At 55.7% G+C, this 19,980-nt stretch carries 21 protein-coding genes; 14 read left to right on the top strand and 7 right to left on the bottom strand.

Annotated features, from left to right (window positions below; translation table 11 throughout):
- Window positions 1-6 precede the first annotated feature (6 nt).
- Both dut and coaBC read right to left on the bottom strand, forming a co-directional pair.
- Entirely contained in the window at window positions 7-462 is a 456-nt protein-coding gene (gene dut, locus B9K09_RS21690) for a dUTP diphosphatase (protein ID WP_087518754.1), read from the bottom strand.
- A gap of 28 nt (window positions 463-490) precedes the next feature.
- Complete coding sequence (gene coaBC / locus B9K09_RS21685) at window positions 491-1,699, bottom strand: bifunctional phosphopantothenoylcysteine decarboxylase/phosphopantothenate--cysteine ligase CoaBC (protein WP_087518753.1); 1,209 nt, start codon at window positions 1,697-1,699, stop codon at window positions 491-493.
- Between the two features lie 179 nt (window positions 1,700-1,878).
- Here coaBC and radC point away from each other — a divergent pair, with 179 nt between their 5' ends.
- A complete protein-coding gene (radC, locus tag B9K09_RS21680; RefSeq protein ID WP_087518752.1) occupies window positions 1,879-2,553 on the top strand; it encodes a DNA repair protein RadC in 675 nt (224 codons plus the stop codon).
- A 59-nt stretch (window positions 2,554-2,612) separates the two neighbouring features.
- Here radC and B9K09_RS21675 read toward each other — a convergent pair whose 3' ends face one another.
- On the bottom strand, window positions 2,613-4,202 hold the full coding sequence (locus B9K09_RS21675; protein ID WP_087518751.1) for an ABC transporter substrate-binding protein: 1,590 nt from the start codon (window positions 4,200-4,202) through the stop codon (window positions 2,613-2,615).
- A gap of 365 nt (window positions 4,203-4,567) precedes the next feature.
- Here B9K09_RS21675 and rpmB point away from each other — a divergent pair, with 365 nt between their 5' ends.
- Together rpmB and rpmG are read left to right on the top strand one after the other, a co-directional pair.
- Window positions 4,568-4,804: a 50S ribosomal protein L28 gene (gene rpmB / locus B9K09_RS21670; protein ID WP_010489195.1), complete on the top strand. Its 237-nt coding sequence runs from the start codon at window positions 4,568-4,570 to the stop codon at window positions 4,802-4,804.
- Window positions 4,805-4,815: 11 nt separating this feature from the next.
- Entirely contained in the window at window positions 4,816-4,971 is a 156-nt protein-coding gene (gene rpmG / locus B9K09_RS21665; protein WP_002551515.1) for a 50S ribosomal protein L33, read from the top strand.
- Between the two features lie 171 nt (window positions 4,972-5,142).
- Here the strand turns inward: rpmG and B9K09_RS21660 are convergent, their stop codons facing one another.
- Window positions 5,143-5,508: a cupin domain-containing protein gene (locus tag B9K09_RS21660; protein ID WP_087518750.1), complete on the bottom strand. Its 366-nt coding sequence runs from the start codon at window positions 5,506-5,508 to the stop codon at window positions 5,143-5,145.
- Window positions 5,509-5,757: 249 nt separating this feature from the next.
- Between B9K09_RS21660 and B9K09_RS21655 the strand changes: the two genes are divergently transcribed.
- Together B9K09_RS21655 and B9K09_RS21650 are read left to right on the top strand one after the other, a co-directional pair.
- Window positions 5,758-7,251 (top strand): aldehyde dehydrogenase, encoded by a 1,494-nt coding sequence (locus tag B9K09_RS21655; RefSeq protein ID WP_087519237.1) that lies wholly within the window; start codon window positions 5,758-5,760, stop codon window positions 7,249-7,251.
- A gap of 157 nt (window positions 7,252-7,408) precedes the next feature.
- Entirely contained in the window at window positions 7,409-8,551 is a 1,143-nt protein-coding gene (locus B9K09_RS21650; protein ID WP_087518749.1) for an MFS transporter, read from the top strand.
- Between the two features lie 21 nt (window positions 8,552-8,572).
- Here the strand turns inward: B9K09_RS21650 and B9K09_RS21645 are convergent, their stop codons facing one another.
- The gene (locus B9K09_RS21645) at window positions 8,573-9,994 is read right to left on the bottom strand and encodes a PLP-dependent aminotransferase family protein (RefSeq protein WP_087518748.1); all 1,422 of its coding nucleotides are present in this window, start codon (window positions 9,992-9,994) and stop codon (window positions 8,573-8,575) included.
- Window positions 9,995-10,189: 195 nt separating this feature from the next.
- On the opposite strand from B9K09_RS21645, the gene B9K09_RS21640 reads away from it, so the two are divergent.
- Complete coding sequence (locus tag B9K09_RS21640) at window positions 10,190-10,429, top strand: DUF1127 domain-containing protein (RefSeq protein WP_087518747.1); 240 nt, start codon at window positions 10,190-10,192, stop codon at window positions 10,427-10,429.
- 23 nt (window positions 10,430-10,452) lie between these two features.
- Complete coding sequence (locus tag B9K09_RS21635) at window positions 10,453-11,067, top strand: DJ-1/PfpI family protein (RefSeq protein WP_087518746.1); 615 nt, start codon at window positions 10,453-10,455, stop codon at window positions 11,065-11,067.
- 27 nt (window positions 11,068-11,094) lie between these two features.
- Here B9K09_RS21635 and B9K09_RS21630 read toward each other — a convergent pair whose 3' ends face one another.
- A complete protein-coding gene (locus tag B9K09_RS21630; RefSeq protein WP_087518745.1) occupies window positions 11,095-12,408 on the bottom strand; it encodes an FAD-binding oxidoreductase in 1,314 nt (437 codons plus the stop codon).
- Window positions 12,409-12,571: 163 nt separating this feature from the next.
- On the opposite strand from B9K09_RS21630, the gene B9K09_RS21625 reads away from it, so the two are divergent.
- On the top strand, window positions 12,572-12,925 hold the full coding sequence (locus B9K09_RS21625; protein WP_087518744.1) for a YkgJ family cysteine cluster protein: 354 nt from the start codon (window positions 12,572-12,574) through the stop codon (window positions 12,923-12,925).
- A gap of 1 nt (window position 12,926) precedes the next feature.
- On the opposite strand, the gene B9K09_RS21620 is transcribed toward B9K09_RS21625, so the two are convergent.
- Window positions 12,927-13,415 (bottom strand): Lrp/AsnC ligand binding domain-containing protein, encoded by a 489-nt coding sequence (locus B9K09_RS21620; protein WP_087518743.1) that lies wholly within the window; start codon window positions 13,413-13,415, stop codon window positions 12,927-12,929.
- A gap of 156 nt (window positions 13,416-13,571) precedes the next feature.
- On the opposite strand from B9K09_RS21620, the gene dadA reads away from it, so the two are divergent.
- The 6 genes from dadA to B9K09_RS21590 all read left to right on the top strand — a co-directional run bounded on the left by dadA (window position 13,572) and on the right by B9K09_RS21590 (window position 19,970).
- Entirely contained in the window at window positions 13,572-14,870 is a 1,299-nt protein-coding gene (gene dadA / locus B9K09_RS21615) for a D-amino acid dehydrogenase (RefSeq protein ID WP_087518742.1), read from the top strand.
- Window positions 14,845-15,198, top strand: coding sequence for a RidA family protein (locus tag B9K09_RS21610; protein ID WP_087518741.1), 354 nt, complete (start codon window positions 14,845-14,847; stop codon window positions 15,196-15,198). The genes dadA and B9K09_RS21610 overlap by 26 nt, the downstream gene beginning before the upstream one ends.
- Window positions 15,199-15,309: 111 nt before the next feature.
- Window positions 15,310-16,383 (top strand): alanine racemase, encoded by a 1,074-nt coding sequence (gene alr, locus B9K09_RS21605; RefSeq protein ID WP_087518740.1) that lies wholly within the window; start codon window positions 15,310-15,312, stop codon window positions 16,381-16,383.
- 123 nt (window positions 16,384-16,506) lie between these two features.
- Complete coding sequence (locus tag B9K09_RS21600; protein WP_087518739.1) at window positions 16,507-17,055, top strand: cupin domain-containing protein; 549 nt, start codon at window positions 16,507-16,509, stop codon at window positions 17,053-17,055.
- A gap of 229 nt (window positions 17,056-17,284) precedes the next feature.
- Window positions 17,285-17,710 (top strand): cytochrome c5 family protein, encoded by a 426-nt coding sequence (locus B9K09_RS21595; RefSeq protein ID WP_087519236.1) that lies wholly within the window; start codon window positions 17,285-17,287, stop codon window positions 17,708-17,710.
- 118 nt (window positions 17,711-17,828) lie between these two features.
- The gene (locus B9K09_RS21590) at window positions 17,829-19,970 is read left to right on the top strand and encodes an acetyl-CoA hydrolase/transferase C-terminal domain-containing protein (protein ID WP_087518738.1); all 2,142 of its coding nucleotides are present in this window, start codon (window positions 17,829-17,831) and stop codon (window positions 19,968-19,970) included.
- Window positions 19,971-19,980 lie beyond the last annotated feature (10 nt).

The following is a 19,980-nucleotide window of genomic DNA, read 5'->3' as shown; positions in this document are numbered from 1 at the left end:
AGCCGCTTAATGGGTGCCTGAGTGGCCGAAGCCGCCGGCTCCGCGCTGGCTTTCATCAAACTCTTCAACCATTTCGAAGTGCGCCTGCACAACAGGAACCAAAACCAGTTGGGCAATGCGCTCACCGATGTTGATGGTGAAAGCGTCTTGGCCGCGGTTCCAGCACGAAACCATCAACTCGCCCTGGTAGTCCGAGTCGATCAGGCCCACAAGATTGCCCAGCACGATACCGTGCTTATGGCCGAGCCCCGAGCGCGGCAGAATCATTGCAGCAAGGCCCGGGTCGCCGATGTAGATCGACAAGCCAGTCGGGATCAGGACGGTTTGGCCTGGCTCAAGGGTCAGTGCTTGTTTGAGCATCGCGCGCAGGTCGAGGCCGGCGGAGCCTGGTGTGGCGTACTGCGGCAGTGGAAATTCGGTGCCGAGGCGCGGGTCAAGGATCTTGGCTTGTAAGGCGTGCATATTAAATTCTGTTATCCATCAATAAAGTTCAGGCGCGATTCATGCGTTCAGCAATGAAGTCGACTAATTGGCGGGCAATTTTGCCCTTGCTGGTCTGGGCGAAGCTGCTTTGTTGCAGTTCACGATCAATGATGGTGATCGCATTCTCCTCACTATTGAAGCCTATCGTGGGGTTGGCCACATCGTTGGCGACGATAAGATCGAGGTTTTTATCTTTCAGCTTGCGTGACGCGTATTCCAGCAAATTCTCGGTTTCTGCGGCGAAGCCGACACTGAATGGCCGGTCTGTGCGAGTGGCCAGCGTGGCGAGGATGTCCGGGTTGCGGACCATCTGCAGAAGCATGCCTTCGCCGCTGGTCGGGTCTTTTTTGAGCTTGTGCTGTGCGACCACTTCCGGGCGATAGTCGGCAACTGCGGCGGCGGCAATCAATAAGTCGCAGGGCATAGCCGCTTCGCAGGCAGCCAGCATGTCGCGGGCGCTGACGACATCAATGCGCGTGACCCGCTCTGGCGTCGGCAGGTGCACTGGGCCGCTGATCAGGGTGACTTTGGCGCCAGCCTCGGCCGCTGCTTCAGCAAGTGCAAAACCCATTTTCCCCGAGCTATGGTTGGTGATATAGCGCACCGGGTCGATGTTTTCTTGGGTTGGGCCAGCGGTAATCAGTACATGAACCCCGCTGAGGCTTTTGCGCTCAAAACAGTCTGCGGCGAGTTGCGCGAGGTCGTCAGCTTCAAGCATGCGGCCCAAGCCAACGTCGCCACAGGCCTGGCTGCCGGAGGCAGGGCCAAATATATGCATGCCACGCTGGCTGAGAATCTGCGCATTGGCTTGGGTGGCTGGGTCGCGCCACATGGCTTGGTTCATCGCGGGTGCCAAGGCGACGGGTGCGTCGGTGGCTAACACCACAGTAGTCAACAGGTCGTTGGCAACACCTTGGGCGAGGCGCGCCATCAGGTCGGCCGTGGCTGGGGCGATCAGCACAAGGTCGGCCCAGCGTGCTAGCTCGATGTGACCCATTGCGGCCTCGGCTGCGGGATCGAGCAGTTCTTGGTGAACGGGATTGCCGGATAAGGCCTGCAAGGTCAGTGGCGTAATAAATTCGCGGCCGCCGTGGGTCATGACGACACGTACTTCTGCGCCTTGATCCTTCAGTCGGCGTACCAGTTCTGCGCTCTTATAGGCTGCAATGCCGCCACCCACGCCGAGGATGATGCGTTTCCGATAAAGACGCTGCATAGGCCTGCCTTGCTCAAGATTAATGTACGACGCGGTGATGACGCCTCCCCAGGCCAATCACCACGAAAAAAGGTAGGCTACGATAGCACAGAGGCCGCTAGGGAACAGCGGCCTTGACAGACAGGTGCCCCTGTTTGGCCTGCATGCGCAGGTTTCAGCTATGACATGGAGATGTTTGTATGAGCATTCGCGACTGGCCTGCGGCGGAACGCCCGCGAGAAAAACTGTTGGCACATGGCGCTGGGTCTCTGACCGATGCCGAATTACTGGCGATATTTCTCCGAACAGGAGTTGCTGGACGCAGTGCGGTGGATCTGGCGCGCCACTTATTAGCGGACTTCGGCACGTTGCGCAGTTTGTTGCAGGCGGATCTTCCGGCATTTTGTCAGAGCCTGGGGCTGGGCCCGGCCAAGTTCTCGCAGTTGCAGGCGGTACTGGAAATGGGCCGTCGGCATTTGGCTGAAGAAATTCAACGAGACGACGCGCTGCAAAGCCCGCAGGCTGTACGCGATTACCTGAAATCAGTGTTGCGTCACGAGCCGCACGAGGTGTTTGGCTGTTTGTTTCTGGACGCCAAACACCGGGTCATTGCGTATGAATCGCTGTTTACCGGCTCAATCGACAGTGCCAGCGTGTATCCGCGGCAAGTGGTGAAGCGTGCGCTGGCGCACAACGCTGCTGCACTGATTCTGGCGCACAATCATCCGTCAGGTGTGGCTGAGCCAAGCCAGGCTGACAAGGTGCTCACCCAGCGTTTGAAAGCGGCTTTGGAGTTGGTTGAGGTGCGCGTGCTTGATCATTTCATCGTCGGCGAGGGTGAGCCGTTGTCGATGGCGGAGCACGGCTGGATGTAGCCAAGGCGCTGAGCAGTCAATTGAACCTCGGGTCAATGACTTCTCAGCGCTTTGCAGTCTTATTTGCCGATACTGACTCTGGAGAAGTCCTGCCGGCCAAACGGGCTGACGCTGTAGCCGCTGACGGTGTTGCGCGTCAGTGCGGTAGCCGTTGGATGCGCCAGCGGCACCCACAATGCTTGTTGCTGGATAATGGCTTGGGCCTTTTTGTAGATATCGCTGCGCGCCGCTTGGTCGCTAAGGGTTTTGCCCTGGCTGATAAGTTTGTCCAATTGCGGGTCGCAGTAGCGCGCAAAGTTCAGCCCAGATTCAACTGAGGCGCATGAAAACTGTGGCGTCAGGAAGTTATCCGGGTCGCCGTTATCGCCTGCCCAGCCCATAAATAGCAGGTCATGCTCGCCAGCTTTGGCGCGGCGGATCAACTCGCCCCACTCAATCACTCTAATTTCGGCAGTGATGCCAATTTTGGCTAAATCAGCTTGTAGCAGTTGTGCGCCCAACTTCGGGTTGGGGTTAAGCAGACTGCCGCTTGGGCGAGTCCAGATGGTAGTTTTGAAGCCGTCAGCAAGGCCTGCCTGCTTCAACTTGGCTTTGGCTTGCTCTGGATCATAGGCATAGCCGGGCAGGTTTTTGGCGTAGCTCCAGGTGTTCGGTGGATAAACCCCGTTAGCGGCCTCGGCGCTATCTTCAAACACCGCCTTGAGATAAGTCGCTTTATCGAAAGCCAGATTTATAGCTTGGCGTACTTCGGGTTTGTCCAGCGGCGGATGCTGGGTGTTAATGCCGACAAAGGCGGTCATAAAGGCGTTGGTCTTCACCGCTTTTAGTGCAGGGTCTTTGGCGGCAACGCTGATATCCACTGGTTTTGGCGACAGGGTTATCTGGCACTCGTTATTGCGTAGTTTTTGCAGGCGCACGTTGGCGTCAGGGGTAATGGCGTAGACCATTTTGTCGACGGCTGGCTTGCCCGCGAAGTAATCCTGATTTGCGTCGTAGCGGATCACAGCGTCTTGCTGAAAACGCTTAAAAATAAAGGGGCCGGTGCCGATCGGTTGGCTATTGAGGCTGTTTTGTTTGCCCGCTTTAAGCAGCTGGTCGGCATATTCAGCGGAATAAATAGAGGCAAAGCCCATGCTTAGTGTCGCCAGGAAGGTCGCATTTGGCTGGGTCAGATTGAAGCGCACGGTGTTGGTGTCAGGTGCATCAATGCTCTTGATCAGGCTGGGTAATTGCATTGATTGCGCGTGTGGATAACCGCTCTGAGCGAACGCGTGCCACGGATGTTTAGGGTCGAGCATGCGCTGAAAGCTGAACACTACGTCATCAGCATTCATGGCCCGGCTTGGTTTGAAGTAGTTGGTGGTATGAAAGCTGACATTGGGCCGCAGTTTGAAGGTGTAGCTCAGGCCGTCATCGCTGACTGTCCAGCTCTGCGCGAGGCTGGGGACGACTTTGCCGCTGCTGGCGTCAAAATCGACTAAACGGTTCATCAATACATCTGCGGAGGCATTGGTGGTGGTCAACGAGTTGTATTGCACCACGTCAAAGCCGTCTGGACTGGCTTCTGTACAGACACTCAGCGTTGAGGCTTGCGCCAACAAGGGGCTCAGCAGCGGTAATAAAAGTAGAGGTAACGTCTTACGGCGCATGGGCTTATTCCTTGACGGTGGTGTGCCGCGCATTCATCGGCGCGTAGCAATGATTCACCCTAATTCAAAACGGTGTGGTAAGACAATCCAGTTAGGCGACGAGCGGTAATTCGCCATTAACTCCCACAGCGCCAGCCTGACGCGGTAGAATGCGGGGCTCAGCGTTGCAGTAGAAAGTTTGTTTGTCCTTGTTGTACGGTAGCCTTTCTGGTATAAAGCAGCGCTCTTTTCTAGGGGCCCGGTTGTTGCGCTTTCAGGTGTGGCCGGTAAGACCCTCGAGAAACGCGGCGCTTTGCGCCAATGACACTGAATTTAAGCGGCCAACCCATGCCGGGTTGGGCATGTGGTTTTTAGAGGGCTGAGGCATGTCAAGAGTCTGTCAAGTTACCGGTAAGGGTCCGGTAACCGGGAACAATGTTTCCCACGCACACAACAAAACCCGTCGTCGTTTCCTGCCAAACCTGCAGCATCACCGCTTCTGGGTTGAGTCTGAGAATCGCTTCGTACGTCTGCGCGTATCTGCTAAAGGCATGCGTTGCATCGACAAGCGCGGCATCGATGTTGTGTTGTCCGAGCTTCGTGCTCGTGGCGAAAAGGTTTAAGGAGCTAAATCATGCGTGAATTGATCCGTTTGGTGTCGAGCGCCGGTACTGGCCACTTCTACACCACCGACAAGAACAAACGCACTACTCCGGACAAAATCGAAATTAAAAAATTCGATCCGGTTGTGCGCAAGCACGTGATCTACAAGGAAGGCAAGATCAAGTAATTGATCAAGCATTCTTGTTGCACAAGCTTGATGAGAAAGCCCGCCAACATGGCGGGCTTTTTCTTGCTCCGATTTTCACCTGGGCTGTAGATACGGCCTGTCAGGTAAATGTTGAGCAGCAAAAAGCCCGCACGCAGCGGGCTTTTTGCATTCTGATTCGCTATGAAGCAGTTATTCAGCCGTTTGCTCGAAGATCACGTAGACCTTGCGGCACGTCTCGAGTACTTCCCAAGTGCCAGAGAACCCGGCGGGAATAACGAAGCGGTCGCCAGCGCGTAAGGTTTTTGCATTGCCGTCCTTGTCGCGCAGAACTGAAACGCCCTGCAGGATTTCGCAGTATTCGTGCTCGCTGTAATTGACTGTCCACTGGCCGACGGCGCCTTCCCAGACACCTGTGTTGAACTGGCCGCATGGGCTGGCATAGTGATTACGCACGCTTTGCGCGGGGTCACCCTTGAGCACTTTTTCAGGGGCCGGGTGATAATTTTCCAGGGTGCTGCTGGCTTGGGCGAAGTCGACAATCTGCTCAATTTTCATCTGTGGCATCTCTGCGTATTGGCTTGTTGTGCGTGTCAGGCATGTAGCGCTGGCGTTTATTAGTCTGAGTCTATGTTTAATAAAACGAACATGACAAGGCCGTTTACGGCTTATTTGTCAAATATATTGAAAAGGTAGAGCCCTCTGGTTTAGTGTTGCGGGCAGGAAATGGCCGATATGGGCCTTGCAGAATTATTGACAGTTCGCGTGCAGAATGCGCGCCACTTTTTACTGATAGAGGATGCTTGCATGACTAGCCTGACTCGCGCCGACTGGGAACAGCGCGCCAAGACGTTGAAGATTGAGACTCGTGCGTTTGTACATGGTGAGTACTGCTCGTCAGAGTCCGGTGAAACCTTTGAGTGCATCAGCCCGGTAGATGGCCGCTTGCTGGGTAATGTTGCCAGCTGTGACCTTGCTGATGCTGAGCGCGCTGTACGGGATGCACGCGCCACCTTCAATTCGGGTGTGTGGTCGCGCATGGCGCCAGCCCAACGTAAGAAGATCATGATTCGCTTTGCTGAGTTGATCGAGGAGCACGCTGAAGAGTTGGCGCTGCTGGAAACTCTGGATATGGGCAAGCCGATCAGTGACTCACTGAACATTGATATGTCGGCTGCGGCTAATGCCATTCGCTGGAATGGCGAAGCCATCGACAAGGTTTACGATGAAGTAGCGGCGACTGCTCATAACGAACTGGGTTTGGTCACTCGTGAGCCAATCGGTGTGGTTGCGGCTATCGTTCCGTGGAATTTCCCGTTGCTGATGAGCTGCTGGAAGCTCGGCCCTGCGTTGGCCACCGGTAACTCAATCATCCTGAAACCATCGGAAAAATCACCGCTGACCGGTATCCGTGTCGCTCAGTTGGCTGTTGAAGCCGGTATTCCTGCGGGCGTATTCAACGTGCTGCCAGGCTTTGGTCACACTGTGGGTAAGGCCTTGGCCTTGCATATGGATGTCGACACGCTGGTCTTCACGGGTTCGACCAAAATCGCCAAGCAGTTGATGATTTACGCGGGCGAGTCGAACATGAAGCGCGTTTGGTTGGAAGCTGGCGGCAAGAGCCCGAATATCGTCTTCGCTGATGCCCCAGATCTACAAGCAGCTGCCGAGTCAGCCGCTGGCGCCATTGCCTTCAACCAGGGTGAAGTCTGCACCGCAGGCTCGCGTTTGTTGGTTGAGCGCTCGATCAAAGACAAATTCTTACCCTTGGTGGTCGAAGCGATCAAAGGCTGGAAGGCAGGCAATCCGCTTGACCCAGAAACCAATGTTGGCGCACTGGTTGATACCCAGCAGATGAATAATGTGCTGCGCTACATCGATGCAGGCCACAAAGACGGCGCCAAATTGGTTGCCGGTGGTAAGCGAGTCATGGAAGAGTCGGGCGGCACTTATGTTGAGCCGACCATCTTCGACGGTGTGAACAACGCAATGACTATCGCCCAGGAAGAGATTTTTGGCCCGGTTCTGTCAGTTATCGCGTTTGATGATGCCGAGGAAGCGATTGCAATCGCCAACGACACTATCTACGGTCTGGCTGCAGCAGTATGGACCAGCAACTTGTCGAAGGCCCACATGACGGCCAAGGCGCTGCGCGCGGGCAGCGTTTGGGTCAATCAGTACGATGGTGGCGACATGACTGCGCCATTTGGTGGCTTCAAGCAGTCGGGCAACGGTCGTGACAAGTCGTTGCATGCATTCGATAAGTACACCGAACTGAAAGCAACTTGGATCAAGTTATAAACTGAAGCAAGGCGTTCACACGCTGCGTAAGGTCCGTCTCTAGTTAAGAGGCCGGCTCAGATGAGCCAAACCTGCGGCCGGGTTTTCCGGGGGATTATTTCCTCTGGAGGCCTGGCCGTTTTGCTTTTTGCAGTGCAAGCACACAAGGAGTCTGGTAATGCGTTGGGGTACCTATTTCGCCGTGTCCATGGCGGTGATCAGCATTGGTTTGGCATTGGGTGTGACCATGCCGCTGGTTTCGCTGCGCCTTGAGAGTTGGGGATATGGAACGTTTGCCATCGGTGTGATGGCTGCCACCCCGGCTGTCGGCGTACTGCTCGGTGCCTCGCTTGCCGGACGTCTTGCTGGGCGACTGGGTACTACGGTGTTAATGCAGACCTGCCTGCTAGTCGGTGCGCTGTCTGTGGCGATGCTGGCCTTGGTGCAAAACTATACCGTGTGGCTATTCCTGCGTTTACTGCTGGGCGTTGCCCTGACCATGGTATTTATTCTGGGTGAGAGCTGGATTAATCAGCTGGCCGTGGAAAAGTGGCGTGGTCGCCTGGTCGCGCTGTATGGCACCGGTTACGCCTTGAGTCAGCTGTCCGGCCCTCTACTGTTGCATGTCCTCGGTACTGAAGGCGATCGCGCATTCTGGGTCGGCACTGGCCTGCTGATTAGTGGCTCGCTGATTTTGTTGGGCCGTACCGGTGCGCCAAAGGTCGATGGCCACAGCGCCTCGTCAAAAGGCCTGCTGGCCTTTTGTAGCAAGATGCCAGCGATTGCCTGGGCGGTGGCGTTGTTCGCTGCTTTTGAGTCGATGATGCTGACGTTATTGCCGATCTATGGATTGCGTCAGGGTTTCAGCCAGGACGTTGCGCTAATTATGGTCAGCGTTGTGGTGGTGGGCGATGCTGCCTTGCAGCTCCCCATTGGCTGGTTGGCAGACCTGATGTCGCGGCGCAACCTGTTCCGTGGCTGCGGAGTGGTGCTGTTGTGCTCAAGTTTGAGTATCCCATTGGCATTGCATTCGCCCTTGATCTGGCCGGTGTTGGTGCTGTTTGGTGCCAGTGCGGGTGGCTTGTTTACCCTGTCGCTGATTCAGATTGGCGAGCGCTTTCGCGACGACGCCTTGGTGCGTGCTAATGCTCATGTCTCGCAGCTGTGGGGGATTGGCTGCTTGTTGGGGCCATTGCTTACCGGCGCGGCCAGCCAGTGGGTCAGCGGCCATGCCTTGCCGCTGCTGATGGCGCTCGGCGCCGCGGGCTTTGTGGTGCTGGCATGGCGCCCCGAACCGCAGCACGTTGCGGTCACATCCTGAGGCGCAAGCGGTAGGCGAGGGCTAGTCGGGCGAGGCAAGCAGTTGCGCAACGGTCTCGCCAACCGTGCGCACCGCATCCTCGATTTCGGCAGTGGCTTTGGTCGCGTAGTTCAGGCGCAGACAATTACGGTACTTACCCGTCGCCGAGAAAATGCTGCCTGGCGCGATCTGGATTGCGTGCGGCAGTAAGGCGCGATTCAGACGCTGGCTGTCGAATTCGCGATCAAGCTCGATCCACAACATAAAGCCGCCGTCCGGCTGGCTGACGCGTGTGCCGGCTGGGAAATAACGGCTAACCCAGCCGGTCATCAGGTCACGATTACGTGCATATTGGCTGCGCATGCGCCGCAGGTGAGGCTCGTAATGGCCCGCGCTGATGTACTCCGCCAGTGCGAGCTGCGGCAGTTGCGCGGCCATGCCGGTGCCGATGTATTTCAAATGCAGGATTTTCTGCAGGTAGCGACCGGGTGCGATCCAGCCGATGCGCAGGCCTGGCGCCAAGGTTTTCGAGAACGAACTGCAGAGCAGTACCCGGCCATCTTCGTCATAGGATTTGATCGTGCGTGGGCGCGGGTAGCTGTAAGCCAGTTCGCCGTAGACATCATCCTCAATAATCGCCACATCATAACGCTGGGCAAGTGCGATCAGGGCGCGCTTGTTGGCGTCCGGCATGATGTAGCCAAGGGGGTTGTTGCAAGTCGGTGTCAGTTGGATGGCTTTAATCGGCCACTGTTCAAGCGCAAGCTCCAGGGCTTCAAGGCTAATACCGGTGAGCGGATCGGTAGGCAGTTCGAGGGCTTTCATACCAAAGCCTTTAAGTGCCTGCATCACGCCATGAAAGCTCGGTGAGTCGACTGCAATCACATCGCCGGGTTTACAGGTGGCGCAGATCGCCGTGGATAAGGCTTCATGGCAGCCGGTGGTCGTGACGATGTCCTGCGCGGGTATCTGGCAGCCGGAGTCGAGCATCAATCGTGAAATCTGTTCGCGCAGCGCAGGGTCGCCATGGATGCAGCCATAGCTGAGCTCTTTTACGCTTTGTCGACGGCTGAGGCGCGAGATTGAGCGCAGCAAAGGTTTTAGTGTTGGGCTGCTGATGTCAGGCATACCGCGACCTAACTGCAAGATATCGCTGCCCGGCGCGATGCTGATCAGTTCTAGTACGTTGTCCCACTGCGACACATCCAGCGGTCGCTGAGCAGCGCGGTTGACCATCGGCAACTCAGGTTTCTGGCGGCTTGGCGGCACGAAATAACCTGACTTTGGGCGTGGTGTCGCCATGCCCTGATCTTCAAGGTGACGATAGGCCTGCTGCACCGTACTCAGACTGACTCCATGTTCGTTGCTCAATGCGCGCACTGAGGGCAAGCGGTCGCCGGGGCGATATAGGCCTTGCTCGATGCGGGAGCTGATCATTGCCGCGAGGTCGATATAAAGGGTCATACAGATTAAGCTCGGTCAGGTTGCTTGGCTTCTGGTTATTGAAGATATACCAGTACAGTTGCTGCTGAAAATTACCATTCAGCGGCCAATTTAGATCATCTGTATGGATTTAATATATATTTTCTGAATCTGTCATGCTCTTTATGTTCGCGCCATTATTGACTCTCGAAATGATTGAGTTTCAGGAGAAAGGAGATGAATGGTTTAAGCGATGTGCGGTTGACCCTCGGCCAGCAAGAGTTGCAGCAAGATGCAACGCCGCGTATGTCCACGCCTGCTGTATATGGCCCGCCAGCGTCACGCTGGACACTGTTACTGCGCCGGATTAGCACTCGTCGAGCATTGCTCAAGCTTAATGATCATCAGTTGGCTGATATCGGGCTGACGCGTGCGCAGGCACATCGCGAAGCTAATCTGCCCTTTTGGAAGCTTTGAAACCGCAGCGAGGAGATAGGCATATGAACATCGCAATTTTGACATTCGAAGGCTTTAACGAGCTCGATTCGTTCATTGCGGCCGGCATATTGAATCGCATGAAAGGCCAGGGCTGGAACGTGCAGATTACCTGCCCGGATGACTACGTCACCTCGATGAATGGGGTCAGGGTTGCCGCGCAGCAACCCCTGGAATTCGCCAACACTGCCGATGTGGTTTTAGTCGGGAGCGGTATCTTCACCCGTGACATCGCCAAGGATCGGCGGATTCTTGATCGGCTCAATCTAGACCCGGCCAAGCAACTGGTGTGCGCGCAATGCTCCGGCGCATTGCTGTTGTCGGTAATGGGCGTATTGAACGGTCTGCCAGCCTGTACCGATTTGACCACCAAACCGTGGGTGGTTGAGTCGGGGGTTAACGTGCTGGATCAAGCATTTTTTGCCGAGGGCAATGTTGCCACGGCAGGTGGCTGTATGGCTTCGCAGTATTTGGCGACCTGGATCATTGCCAAACTGGCAGGTAAGGACGCCGCTGCCTCGGCCATTCACTATGTCGCGCCAGTGGGCGAAAAAGACTTGGCTGTCGCGCATAGTTTGTCGGTGGTCCAGCCTTATATTAAGCAGCCAGCGGTTGCATAAACCGGGGTTAATCCCCCGGTTTCAGGCTTACAACACTTCCTTCATGCGGTGCCAGAGCATGCCCAGCGCGAGCAGGGGCGAGCGCAGGTATTTGCCGCCCGGGAAGGTCATGTGCGGCACCTTGTCGAACAGGTCAAAACCCGTGCTGGCTTGACCGGCAATCGCTTCACCCAACAGTTTGCCAGCCAGATGCGTCGCGTTGACGCCGTGACCGGAGTAAGCCTGTGCATAAAACACGTTGTTCTGACCCTTGAGGCGACCGATTTGCGGCAGGCGGTTGGCGCCAATGCCGATCATGCCGCCCCACTGGAAATCGATTTTGGTGTTTTTCAGGTGCGGGAATACTTCAAGCATCTTCGGCCGCATATAGCCACTGATGTCTTCGGGATCGCGCCCAGAATAGTGACACGCGCCACCAAACAGTAAACGGTTGTCTGCCGATAGACGGTAATAATCCAGCGCCACCCGCTGATCACACAGGGCCATGTTCTGCGGAATGATTGCCTGCGCTTGTTCAGCGCTCAACGGCTCTGTGGCGATGATATAGCTGCCCGCCGGGAGCACCTTGCCGCCAAGGTTGCTGTTCAGCTCACCAAGATATGCGTTGCAGGCCAGAACCAGGTTACTGGCACGGACCACGCCGCTGCTGGTATGGACCTTGACCTCAGCGCCGTACTCGATGCGAGTGACTGGCGAATCTTCAAAAATCTGTACGCCCAATGCCTGCGCAGCAGCGGCTTCACCGAGTGCCAGATTGAGCGGGTGCAGGTGACCGGAACCCATGTCGATCAAACCGCCGACATAACGGTCGGAGCCGACAACTTCGTGCATTTGGTTGGCTTGCAGCAAGCGCAGCTGGTGTTGGTAGCCGAGGCTTTTCAGCTCATGCGCATCTTCGGCGAAGCCTTCGAGGTCGCGTGGCTTGTTGGCCAAATCGCAATAGCCCCACGTCAGGTCGCAGTCGATATTGAACTGCTCGACGCGTTTGCGCACGATTTCAACTGCTTCCAGGCCCATCAGTTTGAGTTCACGCACGCCGCTGGCGCCGATCACCGATTCAAACTGCTCAACACCGTGGCCAACGCCGCGAATCAGCTGGCCGCCGTTACGGCCACTGGCGCCCCAACCCACCTTGCGGGCTTCGAGCAACACCACTGAAAGGCCTTTCTGGGCCAGTTCAATCGCTGTATTGAGGCCCGAGAAGCCACCACCGACAATGCACACATCAGCGCGCAGCTCACCTCCTAAAGGTTGCAGCGCAATGGTGCGGTTAGCGCTGGCGGCGTAATAGGAAGCAGCATGCTGATTGTTGTGAACCGGTTGGTGAACGCGGGCGTTCATGTGCGAAATCCTGTTTATTGTGTTTGGAAAATTTTACGAAGCATAAGCGTGGTCTTCCTTAATCGCCAAGTGCCACGTAGCAAAAATCGATAATTAATTACCAATGGACGGCGATTCACGGCTAAGACAGTTACCATGGTTCGTCCAACACTGAGGCGCTGTTATGAGTTGTACCCGTCGTAAAATTGATCATCTGCGCCTGCATATTCCGCGCTTTGACTGCATCCCCGGTTGCCACGACTGCTGCGGCCCGGTCACGGCCTCATCTGAAGAAATGTCGCGGCTGCCACACAAAAGTGATGCCGAGCACGAGGCAGCGCTGGATGAACTGAATTGTGTGCACCTCGGGCCGCAAGGTTGTCAGGTGTATGACCAGCGCCCGCTGATTTGCCGATTGTTTGGCACCACGCCACGCATGCCGTGCCCGCATGGCCGCGGCCCCGAAGAGCCGATTGATCCACAGGTTGAACAACAAGTGCACAACCTGATCGCGACCACGCGCCAGGTGCTGGTCTAGGTTATTCCGGCACGGGGAGGCTAAGGCTTTCCTTCACCTCTTCCATGACGATGTAACTCTTGGATTCGCGAACGTGCGGCAGCTTGAGCAGAATGTCGCCCAGCAGCTTGCGGTACGACGCCATCTCGTTAATGCGCGCTTTAACCAGATAGTCGAAATCGCCAGAAACCAGGTGGCACTCCAATACGTGCGGCAGTTTCAGTACCGCGCGACGAAACTCCTCAAAGGTGTCGCCAGACTTGTAATCAAGGCTGATCTCGACAAATACCAGCAGGCTGGCCTTGAGGTTCTGTGGGTTTAGGCGGGCGTGGTAGCCCATGATGATGCCTTCGCGCTCAAGCCGGCGGACCCGTTCGGTGCAGGGCGTAGTCGATAAACCTACACGTTCGCCCAACTCAGTAAACGAGATGCGACCATCCTCCTGCAGGACGCGCAGGATGTTGCGGTCGATTTTGTCCAGGTCACGGCGAGACTGGTGCTGAGTACGCATAGGAAATACTCCTCCGTCCAAGCGGATTTTTGCGAGAGTTATTACTAAATATAGGCTAATGTTTAGTTAATTGCACTGCTCAATGATTCATATACTAGCCGCATCTACTCTCATGATAAAAAACGCCAGTGCATAGTCTCGGCGAGGAGAAAAATGATGCGGGTTCTGGTTCTCGGTAGCGGTGTGATTGGCACTGTAAGCGCTTATTATTTGGCACGTCAGGGTTTTGAGGTGGTCGTAGTTGATCGTCAGGACGGCCCTGCGCTGGAAACCAGCTTCGCCAACGCTGGTCAGGTTTCGCCTGGCTATGCATCTCCTTGGGCTGCACCGGGCGTTCCGCTCAAAGCTATCAAATGGCTGCTGCAAAAACACGCGCCATTGGCAATCAAGGCCACTGCTGACGTTGATCAGTACTTGTGGATGGCGCAAATGCTGCGCAACTGCACGGCCAGCCGTTATGCGGTAAACAAAGAGCGCATGGTGCGGTTGTCTGAATACAGCCGTGACTGCCTTGACGAGCTCCGCGCCGAAACCGGTATTGCCTATGAAGGCCGCAGCTTGGGTACTACTCAGTTGTTCCGGACCCAGGCGCAAGTCGATAACGCGGCTAAAGATATCGCCGTGCTCAAGCAGTCGGGCGTGCCATTCGAGTTGCTTGATCGCAACGGCATTGCACGCGTTGAGCCGGCTCTGGCGAGCGTGACCGACAAGCTTGCCGGTGCACTGCGTTTGCCGAATGACCAAACTGGCGACTGCCAGATGTTCACCACCAAGCTGGCCGAGATGGCACGCAAGCTGGGTGTTGAGTTCCGTTTTGGCCAGAACATTGAGCGCATTGAAGCGACGGGCGACAAAATCAGTGGCGTGGTGATTGACGGCAAGCTGGAAACGGCTGATCGCTATGTGCTTGCGCTTGGTAGCTTCAGCCCGCAACTGCTTAAGCCGCTGGGTATTCGTGCGCCGGTTTATCCGCTCAAGGGTTACTCGCTGACCGTGCCTATCGTTAATCCTGATATGGCGCCGATGTCGACTATTCTTGATGAAACCTACAAAGTGGCGATGACCCGTTTTGATCAGCGCATCCGGGTCGGCGGCATGGCTGAAATCGCCGGTTTCGACATGAGCCTGAATCCGCGTCGTCGTGAAACCCTGGAAATGATCGTCGGAGATCTTTATCCACAGGGTGGTGATCTGGCTCAAGCTGAGTTCTGGACCGGTCTGCGTCCAGCAACCCCGGATGGCACGCCAATCGTGGGCGCCACTCGTTTCAGCAACCTGTTCCTAAATACCGGCCACGGTACGCTGGGTTGGACCATGGCCTGTGGCTCTGGTCGATTCCTGGCCGATACCATGGCGTCCAAACGTCCACAGATCAGCGCTGAAGGCTTGGATATTTCTCGTTATAAGCGCACCAAGGAAACTCAAAAACATGGCTCTACAGCGCCTGCGCACTGAAACCCGTTACAGCGAAATAGTTATCCACAATGGCACTGTCTATTTGGCTGGCCAGTTGGCGGATGACTACAGCGGCGACATTGTTGAGCAAACCAGGCAAACCCTGGCCAATATCGATTTGATGTTGAGCGAGGCGGGCACCGACAAAAGCCGAATTTTGTCGGTGACTATTTACCTAAAGAACATGGCGCGCGACTACGCCGGTCTTAACCAGGTATGGGATGCATGGGTTGCACCCGGCACCGCGCCAGCTCGCGCGGCGGTCGAGGCCAACATGTACACCCCGGAAGTACTGGTTGAGATGACCGTAATTGCCGCTCTGCCGTAAATAGCTCTGCCGTAAAGAACGGAAGTGTTTTCAGGAACCATGTGTCACCCCTAGCCCAGCACTGCTGGGCTTTTTTTAACCGATTCAACCCACTGCAAAGAAGCTCAATTTATGCGTCCAGCCCGTGCTTTGATTGATCTAAACGCCCTGCGCCATAACTACCGTTTGGCCCGCGAGGTTTCTGCTGCCAAGGCACTAGCCGTGATTAAGGCAGATGCATACGGACATGGTGCGGTGCGGTGTGCACAGGCTCTTGCTGGGGAAGTGGATGGTTTTGCGGTGGCCTGTATTGAAGAAGCACTGCAGTTGCGCGAAGCCGGTATTGTTCAGCCAATTTTGCTGCTCGAAGGCTTTTTTGAGGCGTCAGAGCTGGCATTGATTGAGCAACACCAGTTGTGGTGTGTGGTGCATTCAATGTGGCAACTTGAGGCGCTTGAGCAAGCGAACATCAGCCAGCCGCTGACCATTTGGCTGAAACTGGATTCCGGCATGCACCGTGTGGGGCTGGAGCCTGACGAATACGCTGCGGCCTATCAGCGTTTGCATAGCTGCGCCCAGGTTGAAAAAGTCGTGCTGATGAGTCATTTCGCCCGCGCCGATGAACTGGGCTGCTCGTGCGTCGGGGAGCAAGTCGCGGTATTTGAGCGCGCCCGCAAAGACCTCAACGCCGAAGTGAGCTTGCGTAACTCTCCCGCACTGCTGGGTTGGCCAGATGTAGCGAGTGACTGGGTGCGTCCTGGGATCATGCTGTACGGCGCGACCCCGTTCGAGCAGGCACAGACGTTGGCCGCGCAGTTGCAGCCGGTTATGACCCTTGAGTCGAAAATCATCAGTGTGCGTGACTTGCCTGTTGGTCAACCGGTTGGTTATGGCGCCCGCTTTATCACTGAGCGGCCAACTCGCGTGGGTGTGGTTGCGATGGGTTATGCCGATGGTTATCCACGGCACGCGCCGACGGGCACACCGGTGATGATTGATGGCAAGCTGAGCCACTTAATTGGTCGTGTGTCGATGGATATGCTGACGGTTGATCTGACTGACTTACCAGATTCAGGGCTTGGTAGCCGAGTCGAACTGTGGGGCAAAAACGTGCTCGCGAGTGATGTTGCCGCCCATGCAGGGACGATTCCCTACCAGCTGTTTTGCAATCTGCGCCGTGTGCCGCGGCTCTATTTGGGGGATTAAAAACTGCAAGTGCAGCCCTAACTATTCAGCTGGACAATATTTAGGCACAAACTGTTGTAAATACTGAACGCTATTGCCATGATACGGTTACATTTTCCGTATCTTCCCGAGGGGACGCAAGCATTGGACGTCGGTGTACGACTGCAATCCATCCGTAAGTTAAAAGGCCTTTCCCAGCGTGAACTCGCCAAGCGTGCGGGCGTCACTAACAGCACTATTTCGATGATCGAGAAGAACAGCGTAAGCCCCTCGATCAGTTCGTTGAAGAAAGTGCTGGCGGGTATTCCAATGTCGCTTGTGGAGTTTTTCTCCCTCGATGTGGATCAGGACAGCAATACTCAAGTCGTCTACAAAGCGAATGAGTTGATTGATATTTCTGATGGCGCCGTGACCATGAAACTGGTCGGCAAGGCTCACCCCAGTCGTGCCATTGCCTTTCTCTCAGAAACCTATCCTCCGGGCGCCGATACCGGCGACGAAATGCTCAACCACGAAGGTGAAGAGGCTGGGATGCTGATTGAAGGCCGTCTTGAACTCGTGGTCGGTAGTGAAACCTACACCTTGGAAAAGGGTGATAGCTACTACTTTGAGAGCAGTAAACCGCACCGTTTTCGCAACCCTTTCGATGAGCCAGCCAAGCTGGTGAGTGCGACAACGCCGGCCAATTTCTAAGCCATTACTAGAAAGTACTGCGTTAGCTGTTCAGAGAATTTTATGTTGTGTACCTGCTGACGCAGGCAAAAATGCAGTCTTTACCCGTCGGGTTGCCTGCGTAAGTTAATAAATCGGGTTGAAACTGCGGCATTTGGTGTGTTTCAGCTTGCAGGGCTTCTCGTTATACTTAGCGCCCGCTCGCGAAACCGTGGCCGCGGGCGAACCAAGCCACGATGAGGGTGTAAGCGTGAATATGATTAAAAAAATGCTGGTTGCTCCGGCAGCCGTGCTAGCTATCTGGGCCGCTTCTGCTCAGGCAGCGACTGACGATGCAATTGCTGCACGTTTGAAGCCCGTGGGCGAAGTTTGCGTCCAAGGCGAAGAGTGCAAAGGTATTGAGGTTGCTTCTGCTGCGGCAGGTGGTGGCGGTGCTAAATCTCCGGACGACGTTATTGCTGGGCACTGCGGTGCTTGCCACACGACTGGCGTATTGGATGCACCGAAAATTGGTGACACTGCGGCATGGAAAAAACGTGCTGACGAACAAGGTGGCCTTGACGGTCTGCTGGCTAAGGCCATCAGCGGCATCAATGCCATGCCGCCTAAAGGCACTTGTGGCGACTGCACCGATGATGAGCTGAAAGCTGCCATCGAGAAGATGTCTGGCTTGTAAGCAGATAACGTCTAAAAAAACCGCCTCAGGGCGGTTTTTTTGTTTTTAGCGTTCGGGGCGTAATTGCGATGAGGGTATAGTCGAACTGGGGTGATCAGCAAAGCGCAAGGAGTGCTTAATGCCGCAACTGTGTTCGATTGATGATGCTGTAGAAAAGGTCTTGCGCGAAATTGACGGGCCGATACATCTCGGTCTGCCGCTGGGGCTGGGCAAACCCAACAGTTGGGTGAATGCGCTGTACCAGCGCTGCAAGCAGTTGCCGGAGCGTGAGTTAAACATCTACACCGCCTTGTGCCTGGGGCGTCCGCATGCCGAGCCGGGGCTGCAGCAGCGTTTTTTGCAGCCGTTCGTCGAGCGTGTATTTGCCGATTATCCCGAGTTGGACTTCCTCGGCGACCTGCGTCGTGGCGAGTTACCTGCGAATATCCGCGTTGAGCAGTTCTTTATGCAGCCGGGGAGCATGCTCGGCAACAATGACGCGCAGCAAAACTACGTCAGCAGCAATTACAGCCATGCGGCGCGAGATATTAATGCACGTGGCCTCAATGTACTTGCACAACTGGTCGCCACGGATCCGTTGCGACCAGAACATTTCAGCCTGAGCTGCAATCCGGACATCACCCTCGATCTGTTACCGATGTTGGACAAGCGCCGGGCCAATGGCGAGAAAATCCTCTACCTGGCTCAGGTTCACAGCGAGCTGCCCTTTATGTCGGGCGCTGCTGAAATTACCTGTGAGCGGTTTGATATCCAGCTGCAAGACCCAGAAACATCAGCCTTGTTTTCAACCCCCAATATGCCGATCAGCCTGCAAGACCATTGTATTGGCCTGCACGCCAGCACACTGGTGCGCGATGGCGGTACCTTGCAAATTGGTATCGGCTCGATGGGCGATGCGTTAACCGCCGCCTTGTTAGCTCGTGATAGCAACAACAGCCAGTACAAGGCGCTGCTTGATGCACTGAGCTGCACAACCGATTGGCAAGCATCAATCGAGACGATAGGCGGGACTGAAACCTTTGCCGAAGGCTTGTACGGCTGCAGTGAGATGTTCGTAAATGGCTTGCTGGTACTGGCTGACGCCGGAATTATCCGGCGTGCAGTTTACCCAGACTTGCGGGTGCAGCAACTGGCCAGCGCTGGCGCTCTGGATGAGCAAGGTCGACCGCTAAGCATTCAGGCATTGCTGGATGCGGGGCTGGCATCCACGCTTGATGCGCCGCGCTTGGCTGAGCTGCAGCGTTACGGCTTGCTTGCAGCTGAAATCAGCTGGCACGAAGGGCAATTAAATTTGCCTGGCTCGTTGCAAGTGCCGGCGGACTTGACTAATCCGCAGACCCAACAAGCGCTGGACACCTATTTGCGCCCGGCAAGCAATCCAGCGGTATTGCACGGTGGGTTCTTTTTAGGACCACGTTCGTTCTACAACCGCTTGAACGAGTTGAGTTTTGAGCAGCGCCAACGCTATGCCATGACCGGTATTTGCTTTATCAACGAACTCTACGGACAGGAACAGTTAAAACGTTTGCAGCGCCGTGACGCACGGTTCATCAACACGGCATTTACCATGACATTGATGGGCGCGGCGGTGTCCGATCAGCTGGAAAACGGTCGTGTACTCAGCGGCGTTGGCGGTCAGTACAACTTTGTTGCGCAGGCTCATGCGCTAGCGGATGCGCGCTCCATATTGCTACTGCGCAGTTGGCGTGAGTCTGACGGCGAGGTCCGCTCCAATATCGTCTGGGAATATGGGCACGTCACCATTCCCCGGCACCTGCGCGATATTGTTGTCACTGAATACGGCATTGCTGATCTGCGTGGTAAAACTGATTCGCAGGTGATCGAGGCGTTGCTGAATATCAGCGACTCACGTTTTCAGGCTGAGTTGATCAAGCAAGCGCAAGAAAACGGCAAGCTGGACAAGGCCTTCCAACTCGACACCCGCTACAGCAATAACCTGCCGGAGCGCCTTGAGGCTTTACAAGCGCAATACAGCGCCATTTTCGATGAGTTTGCGCTGGGCTGTGATTTCACCCCAGAGGAGCGTGACTTGCTGCGCGCCCTGACTTGGCTTAAAGGCAACTTCAAGCTCAAGCAAATAGTGCGCCTCGGTAAGGCGACGCTTGAGGCACCAAAGCCTGCGGCGTTTATGCCGCAACTGCAACGCATGAGCCTGGCAGAACCGCACGGTCTGCGTGAAAAGCTGTATCAGCGTTTGCTGCTGGCGGGCTTGCAAGCGACCTCATCAACGGCGCATTAACAACACGCCA

It is taken from the genome of Pseudomonas sp. M30-35 (genome assembly GCF_002163625.1).
Classification (GTDB): Bacteria; Pseudomonadota; Gammaproteobacteria; order Pseudomonadales; family Pseudomonadaceae; genus Aquipseudomonas.
Note: the sequence above shows the minus strand (reverse complement) of the source record. Positions and strands in the feature narration are given on the sequence as shown.